The 7,508-nt window shown below is 67.6% G+C and carries 5 protein-coding genes and 1 tRNA gene; 2 read left to right on the top strand and 4 right to left on the bottom strand.

What is annotated here, in order from left to right; translation table 11 throughout:
- Nucleotides 1–97: 97 nt before the first annotated feature.
- A complete protein-coding gene (locus tag ACFVJX_RS25250; protein WP_384314414.1) occupies nucleotides 98–643 on the bottom strand; it encodes a transposase family protein in 546 nt (181 codons plus the stop codon).
- A gap of 160 nt (nucleotides 644–803) precedes the next feature.
- On the opposite strand from ACFVJX_RS25250, the gene fxsT reads away from it, so the two are divergent.
- A complete protein-coding gene (fxsT, locus tag ACFVJX_RS25255; RefSeq protein WP_384128263.1) occupies nucleotides 804–4,028 on the top strand; it encodes an FxSxx-COOH system tetratricopeptide repeat protein in 3,225 nt (1,074 codons plus the stop codon).
- Between the two features lie 64 nt (nucleotides 4,029–4,092).
- On the opposite strand, the gene ACFVJX_RS25260 is transcribed toward fxsT, so the two are convergent.
- From ACFVJX_RS25260 to ACFVJX_RS25270, 3 genes are all read right to left on the bottom strand, one after another.
- Nucleotides 4,093–5,493 carry a DNA-binding protein gene (locus ACFVJX_RS25260; protein ID WP_384128261.1) on the bottom strand — a complete coding sequence of 467 codons (1,401 nt, stop codon included), beginning with the start codon at nucleotides 5,491–5,493 and terminating at the stop codon, nucleotides 4,093–4,095.
- 225 nt (nucleotides 5,494–5,718) lie between these two features.
- Nucleotides 5,719–5,792, bottom strand: a tRNA-Pro gene (locus ACFVJX_RS25265).
- Between the two features lie 189 nt (nucleotides 5,793–5,981).
- Nucleotides 5,982–6,920 (bottom strand): metallophosphoesterase, encoded by a 939-nt coding sequence (locus ACFVJX_RS25270; RefSeq protein WP_384128259.1) that lies wholly within the window; start codon nucleotides 6,918–6,920, stop codon nucleotides 5,982–5,984.
- Nucleotides 6,921–6,999: 79 nt separating this feature from the next.
- Here ACFVJX_RS25270 and ACFVJX_RS25275 point away from each other — a divergent pair, with 79 nt between their 5' ends.
- Complete coding sequence (locus tag ACFVJX_RS25275; protein ID WP_384128257.1) at nucleotides 7,000–7,464, top strand: GatB/YqeY domain-containing protein; 465 nt, start codon at nucleotides 7,000–7,002, stop codon at nucleotides 7,462–7,464.
- Nucleotides 7,465–7,508 lie beyond the last annotated feature (44 nt).

The raw sequence follows: 7,508 nt of genomic DNA on the forward strand, positions 1-7,508 counted from the left end.
GTTCGACCGGTGGTTGATCAGTTGGCGATTGGGCGGGTGAGCACCAGTTCGGTCCTGTGCTTGCGAGGGGTTGGCCGTCGGGCGGAGCGGTCGGAGACTAGTGAGACGATCGCCAGGTGGGGTGGCGCGTAGGCTTCACGGCGCCCGGTGCACGCTGGAGTGCCACAGCGTTACTCGGCGTCGGTGTGTTCCACACAGATCCGCTGGGAGGGCTGGCGGCGACGCTGTTCGCGCCAGGCAGGGTTGTCTCGGCGCATGCGTTGTCGGAGGGATTGTTCGGCGGGGCGCTGACCTGGTCGGGTAACTCGCTGGCCAGCCTGCGGTAGCCCGCGTCCACCTCGGCTTTCGCGTCGGGATGCTGGTGGAACTGCTCGGCGATGCCGTCGGTGCGCACCGCAGCTTGATCGTGTATGCGACCCTGGCGCACGATGCCGATGGAGAGGGCGCGGCCCCGGCGTTCACTGAAGAGGGTGGTCTTGATGGCGTTCTGCTCCTTCTTGCCCGAAACGAATGCCTGGTGACCCGGCTGTCCCTCCCCAGGATGGGGACTTGGACTTCGGTCCCGTTGGTGCTCACGGTGATGCCTTCGGCGTCGGCATAGTGCGAACAGGTCCTCCAGAACAGCGGATCCGCGCTGGGAGATTCACGGGAGTCCGTTCAACGGGAACGAGGGGAGCAGGAATAGGTTCGGCAGCAACTCTTATGGATATTGCGGATGTTGTCGGTGCGAGCTGCGCCACTGTCAGGGGGGTGCGGCAGACTGTCGGTGATCCGTGCGGGACCCCGAGGCGAGGAGCCGACTGGTGAACACTCCCAGGCAGTTCGGTCTGTTGATCCGGTTCGCCCTGGACACTCTTGGGGAGCGCAACGCGCACCACGAGTTCGAGCAGCTCTGCCTGGACGTGGCTCGGCGGGTGCTCGTGAGCAATCTAGCGCCAGCGACAGGTCCCGTGAGTAGCGGGGGCGATCAGGGCCGGGATGCCGAGAGTTTCTGGACGGACCTCGCCGGGGCTCCGTCGCCGGTCTCGGCTTTCGCCCGGCTGGCCTCCGGGGAGAAGGTCGTCTTGGCCTGCACGATGCAGAAGGACAACGTCCCGGCCAAGATCAGAAGGGATATGGCGTCGATCTGCGGCCAGGGTAGCCCCGTACAGCGCGTGCTGTACTTCACGGTGGCCCCGGTGACGGTCGGCACGCGACACAAGCTGGAGGACGAGGCACGCGATGCCCACCGGGTTGAGCTGGACATCTTCGATGCGGCCCTACTGACACAGTTCCTGACCGACCCCGATCTCTACTTCCTGGCCGAGCGATATCTGGGTCTTCCGCCGCTGCCAGGCATGAGTGAAGCCTCCGTCAGTGACCTGTCGGTGGCGGTGCCCGAGGACTCGGTCGAGCACCGGATCCGCGGGCGAGGTGCGCTGCTGACCGCGTTGGAGGAGCGGGTAGCTCACGTCGGAGGCCGGTTGGTCTTGTGCGGGGTAGGCGGCAGCGGTAAGAGCACGGTCGCGCTGGCGCTTTCTCGACGGGTCGCCGCCGAGCGGAGGGTGTGGTGGGTTGACGCCACGACCCCAGCCGCCTTCGTGGAGGCGCTGCGTGAGGTCGCCGTGCAAGCAGGGGTGGAGCGTGTCGTGGCGCGCGACGTGTGGCGCAACCACGAGGCAGCCCGGGATGTGCTGTGGGACGTTCTGAACAACGCGAACGCCGGGCGCTGGCTGTTGGTTGTCGACAACGCCGACGACCCAGCTGTGGTGCGGGACTGGATCAGGCAGCCGGTCGCTGGGAACACGGTGGTAGTGACGAGCCGCGACCAAGACCCCGGCTCCTGGTGGACGTCGGCGGCGGTCCACCCCGTCGTCCCGATCTCCGAGGCCCAGGGCGCCGCGATGCTGCGTGAACTGGCTCCTGGTGCCGGTTCCGAGGGCGAGGCAGTACGCCTGGCACGGCGGTTGGGCGGCCTGCCCCTCGCCCTGCTGCTCGTGGGGAAGTACCTGGCGATGACCAGCAGTGACCTGACGCTTCCTGAGTCGGAGGCCCCTCAGACGTTCGCCGCATGCTGGGAAGCACTGGACGCGGAGTTCGCCGAGGCGGTCGCAGCGCTGCCGCACGATCCACACGGCCCGCTGGCCCATACGTGGGAGATGTCACTGGATCTGCTGGAAAAGCGGGGCACAGCTGCCGCACGGCCGCTGTTCCGGCTGATCTCGTTCTTCGCACCTGAGCCGCTGCCAGCCGCCCTGCTCCGCAGGAGCGTGCTCGCCGCCACAAACGATTTCACGGGATTGTCGTCTTCTGCGCTCGATGCGGCCGTACGTGGCCTGCTGGGGTGTGGCCTGCTGCACCGTCGACGCTTCGAGGGGCATGGTTCGACGCTAGAGACTCTGGTCGTCCACCCGCTCGTTCGAGAGATCACCCGCACCCAGCCGGCCGCCATTGAAGCGGCACCGGTGTACTCGACTCTGTCGGTCGCCCTTCTCGCGATGGTGGCGAAGGGGCTCGATCCGGCCGCCCCGGCGAACTGGCCCCTCTGGCGACTGTTGCTGCCGCACTGTGTCCACGTCGCGGCAGACATGAAGCACGCTGCTGCGCTGGAGTACCAGATGCGCGGCGAACTCGCGACGCGGGCGGCTGTGTACGCGCAACAGTCAGGCCAGTGGGCAGTGGCGGAGGTGCAGTTCAGCCACGCCCTGACCGCCTACGCACGAACCGCTCCCGACGGCAACCCTAAGACCGTCCTGGCGACAAGGCACAACTTCGCCTTGCTAAAGCGTGATCAAGGCCGTCTCGACGAAGCAGAGGCAGACTTCAGTGACGTCCTGCGCACAGCTACCCGGGTCCTCGGTCCAGATCACGAAACTAGCTTGACCACGCGCCACGAACTGATCCGCATCATCCTTCAGCGGGGAGACGTCGCGGGTGCGCACACGGAATTCTCAAGACTCGTTCCGCATCTGACCGTCGTCCTTGGTCCCGAGCATCTGACCACCCTCGCTGCACGCCACGAACTCGCCAGAGCGCTGCGCGGCCAAGGCAACCTTGCCGAGGCCCGCAGCGCGTTCGAGCAGCTGATCCGCGACATGGCGAATGCGTTGGGCAACACATCTCCCGCGATGCTCGCCGCCCGCCATGAACTGGCAGACCTGCTTCTCGAACTTGGCGAGGGCGAGCGGGCCCTCAACGAGTTCGTGGCAACACTCCACCTAGAAAGACAGACGCTGGGCCACGATCACCCGAGCACCCTGGTCACCCGGCACAACCTCAGCTACGCGCTTCTGGATCTGGGTCTGTTCGACGAGGCGGAGGTTGAGCTGCGTGACATTCACGCGACGTGGACCCGTATCGCCCCCCGAGGGCACACGTCCTCCTACCGGGCCCAGGGCACTCTCGCCGGGCTGCTCACCGCGACAGGAAGGCCCGCCGAGGCTGAGGAACACTTCCGGGCGGCGGCCGAGGCATTGGCGGCCGCGTTTGGCCCTGCGCATTCGGAGGCGGTCGAGGCTTGCCTGGGTTACGCCGGAACCCTTCGGCTACTCGACAGACAGACCGAGGCTCAGGCTGCGCTGAGGTCCCTGTTGACCGCTGTCCTTGCCTCCCACGGCACCGGCCATCCCAGCCTGCTCTTGGTACGCCGGCACCTTGCGGACGTGTACTTCGAGCTACACCAGGACACCGCCGCGGAGCATCAGCTGCGGTTGCTGGCTGAGGCGCAGAGCGACGTCCTGGGCCCCGGGCACCCTGACACCTTGAGAACCCTCGGCCAGGCGGCAGCGGTCGCTCTCCGTCAGGGTCGGGTTGGCCTCGCCTCCCGCGAACTGGGCGCCGTGGTCGAGCCATTGGCCTCGCACCTCGGCAGCGACGACGAGGACACCTTGAGCGTGCGGCTGAACCTGGCCTACGCGCATCTGCTCCTCGGTGAACTTGCAGCGGCAGAACAGCAGCTGACCCAGGTCGTGGTGGTGTACGAGAACGGTTGTCGCGCCCCGGACGAGCTGCTGGCCTCTGCACAGGACCTGCAACGTCAACTGGACTGAAATCGAAATGAATTGGCAGTAGTTGCCCTTGGGCGGGAGCTGTCCGGTCCAGGAGCAGACCTTCTCAGCTGTCGAGCAGTTGCCGCAGAGCGTCCCGACGCAGGCGCGTTTCCGGATCAGCGGCGTCCCCGTTGAACCGGACTCCTTCGGCGATCAGGACGTCTGCAGGTGTGTCCGTGCGCGTCTGATCGGGCCACTGGAAGCCTTTGCTGACGCGCCCTGCCACATTGAGGACGCGCCAGGCGTTGGGGCATTGGCCGCAGGTGGCCAGATGGGTACCGACCGGGACGGCATGGCTGCCGACCACTGCAGCTACGTCTCCGTAGGTGGTCCACCGCCCGGCGGGCACGGTGCCCAGCAGGGTGTGCAGCCCCGTCCAGTCTTTGCGGGTTCCGTTGAGCTGCCTGGCCAGACCTGTCAGGTCGATCCCCGCCAATGTGGCCCATTCTTCGGGGTCGACATCAGCGGGCACGTGGTCGGTGTCGACGTCCCACCATGTTGTTCCCTGTATGCCGTCGGCGGTGCGACTCGTCACGCTCGTAAAGATGTGGTTGGCGAGCCCAGTCGGTGAATAGGACGCGCCATCGGCGTCCCAGATCAGCGGCTTGGCGGTGCTGTTGGTCCAGGTGACCGTTGCTCGGCTGATGTCCTCTTCCACCCACGAGTGGATGGCGTTGCGGATGGATTCCGGGGCACCGTGGCGCGGAGTCAGCCGCAGCCGTGTTCCGTCCGGCAGCAAGCCCGCTCCGACGAGGACGTGTACGGCGTTGCGCGAGCGTGAGCGTTCCTGCAGCTTCTTGGCCGCCGCCTCGCCTTCGACCCGAGCCGGTGCGAGCGTGAACTCCTCGACCTCCGGGGTCGGATAGACCTTGGTGAATCCGGCGACGAGGTGACCCTCCACCTTCCACAGGCCCACCTGGATGAGGTCGATGTCGAGGCTCATCTCCGACAGCCAGACCACGGAGTGGGTGACCTGCTTGGGGAAGTCGGCGGCGATGATCACTTGGCGGGGGCGTTGGAGCAGCTCCGGGCTCCACTCCCCGTCCACATGGTCGAGCAGACGCTGCTTGCACGCGTCGATGTCGAGGTCCTGCCCCCTTCGCGACAGGAAGTCGCGGTGCGCCTGGGCCAGGGTGCCGAGGTCGAACCGGGACACCAGAGCGGCGTAGGTGATCGCCTGGAGGTGTACGTCGCGGTCGGCCGTGCCGCGCTTTAGCTCGACCACGACGAGGCGGCCGGTCGCGTCCAGCCCCAGAACGTCCAACCGGTCGCGCGCCGGCACTCCGTCCGTATCGGCCCACCGGTCGTACTCCGCGGTGACCACGAGCACCGACTCCCCGAGCACCTGTGGGTGGGCGATCACCCACTCCTGAAGGTGCTGCCGCTCAAGAAGACTTTCCGCGGCCAGCCCAGTGCGCGATATCGGCGTGGCCGTCTGGCCGGCGACGGTGAAGAGATGATCCACGGTGCCCCCCTCGTACGCCCGGCGACGGTGCACCGGGTGGCCAGAGCCTACGTGGGCAGGTTGGCCTCTCGACGGCTGTTTGCCGGACTGCCGGCATGCGCCCTCGCCGATTTTGGGAGCCGGATTCCGAGATCGGCTCCCAAACGGCTCCCAAGATGGCCCCAGGAACGAGTCAGGGGCCTGATCCACTAAGTGGATCAGGCCCCTGACCTGGTCTTACAGCTGTCGGGGTGGCGGGATTTGAACCCACGACCTCTTCGTCCCGAACGAAGCGCGCTGCCAAGCTGCGCTACACCCCGATCGTCGTCGGTGTCCCGGCGACATCGATTACTTTAGCCCACCTGCGGCCGGAGACGAAATCCGGTTTTTGTGCCGATCGGGAGGCGGCCGAGAGGTGGGTGAGCGCTGGGGAAGCGGGGGGCGGTACGGGGGTGGGGTACAGGGTGGGCGGGGGAGGGTGAGGTGGTCGCGCGTCGCGGGACCCGGTGTCAGTCCCGGGCCGTCAGCGTCAGCAGGGTCGCCTCGGGCGGGCAGGCGAAGCGGACCGGGGTGTAGCGGTTCGTGCCGCAGCCGGCCGAGACGTGGAGGTAGGCGCGGCGGCCGTCGACGGAGTGGGACGAGAGGCCCTTCACACGGTCCGTGTCCAGGTCGCAGTTGGTGACCAGGGCTCCGTAGAAGGGGATGCAGAGCTGGCCGCCGTGGGTGTGGCCGGCCAGGATCAGCGGGTAGCCGTCCGCGGTGAAGGCGTCCAGGGAGCGCAGGTAGGGGGCGTGGACCACGCCGATGGAGAGGTCGGCGCCCGTCTCGGGGCCGCCCGAGACCTCCGCGTAGCGGTCGCGCTTGATGTGCGGGTCGTCCAGGCCGGTGAAGGCCAGCTCCAGGCCGTCGAGCTTGAGGCGGCCGCGTGTGTTGGAGAGGTTCAGCCAGCCCGCCTCGTCGAAGGCGTCCCGCATCGGTTCCCACGGGTTGTGGACGACGCCCACCGCCGGGGCGTTCCCGTTCAGACCGTGCTTGCCCGCGGTCTTCTCGAAGAGGTAGCGGGCGGGGTTACGGAGCTTGGGGCCGTAGTAGTCGTTGGAGCCGAAGACGTACACACCCGGGAGCTCCATCAGGGGGCCGAGCGCGTCCAGCAGCTCCGGGACCGCGTCCGGGTCGGAGAGGTTGTCGCCGGTGTTCACGACGAAGTCCGGGCGCAGGCCCGCCAGTGACTGGAGCCAGGCGCGCTTCTTGCGCTGTCCGCTCACCATGTGGACGTCGGATACCTGGAGGACGCGCAACGGACGTGCTCCGTGCGGGAGCACCGGGATCGTGACCCTTCGCAGGCGGAACGAGCGGGCCTCGAACCCGGCCGCGTAGGCGAGGCCGACGGCGCCGGCCGCGGCGGTGACCGCCGTGATTTTCAGGGGTACTCCGTAGCGTGCGCGCATGCGCCCATCGTCGCAGACAGTGCGTACCGACGGGAAAACCTGCGGGCGGTGGGCGCCCCGCACCTGCCACAATCAGCACATGACCACGCTCAAGTCCAAGCTCAAGGAAGACCTCACCACGGCCATGAAGGCGCGCGACGAGCTGACCTCGTCCACGCTCCGACTGACCCTCACCGCGATCACCAAGGAGGAGGTCAGCGGCAAGTCGGCCCGCGAACTCTCCGACGACGAGGTGCAGAAGGTGATCGCCAGGGAGGCGAAGAAGCGCCGCGAGGCGGCCGAGGCCTTCTCGCAGGGCGGCCGGACCGAGCAGGCCGAGCGGGAGAAGAAGGAGGGCGAGCTGCTCGACACCTACCTCCCGCAGCAGCTGAGTGACGACGAGCTGTCCGCGATCGTGGCGTCCGCAGTCGATGAGGCGAAGGCCGCCGGGGCCGAGGGGCCGCGCGCGATGGGCGCCGTGATGAAGATCGTGAACCCGAAGGTCGCGGGGCGCGCGGAGGGCGGCCGGGTGGCCGCCCTGGTCAAGAAGCTTCTCGCGGGCTGAGGCCGTTGTCGTAGACATGAAGGTGGGGCGCACCCGGACCGGGT

This window comes from Streptomyces sp. NPDC127177, from assembly GCF_042672475.1.
Taxonomy (GTDB): domain Bacteria; phylum Actinomycetota; class Actinomycetes; order Streptomycetales; family Streptomycetaceae; genus Streptomyces.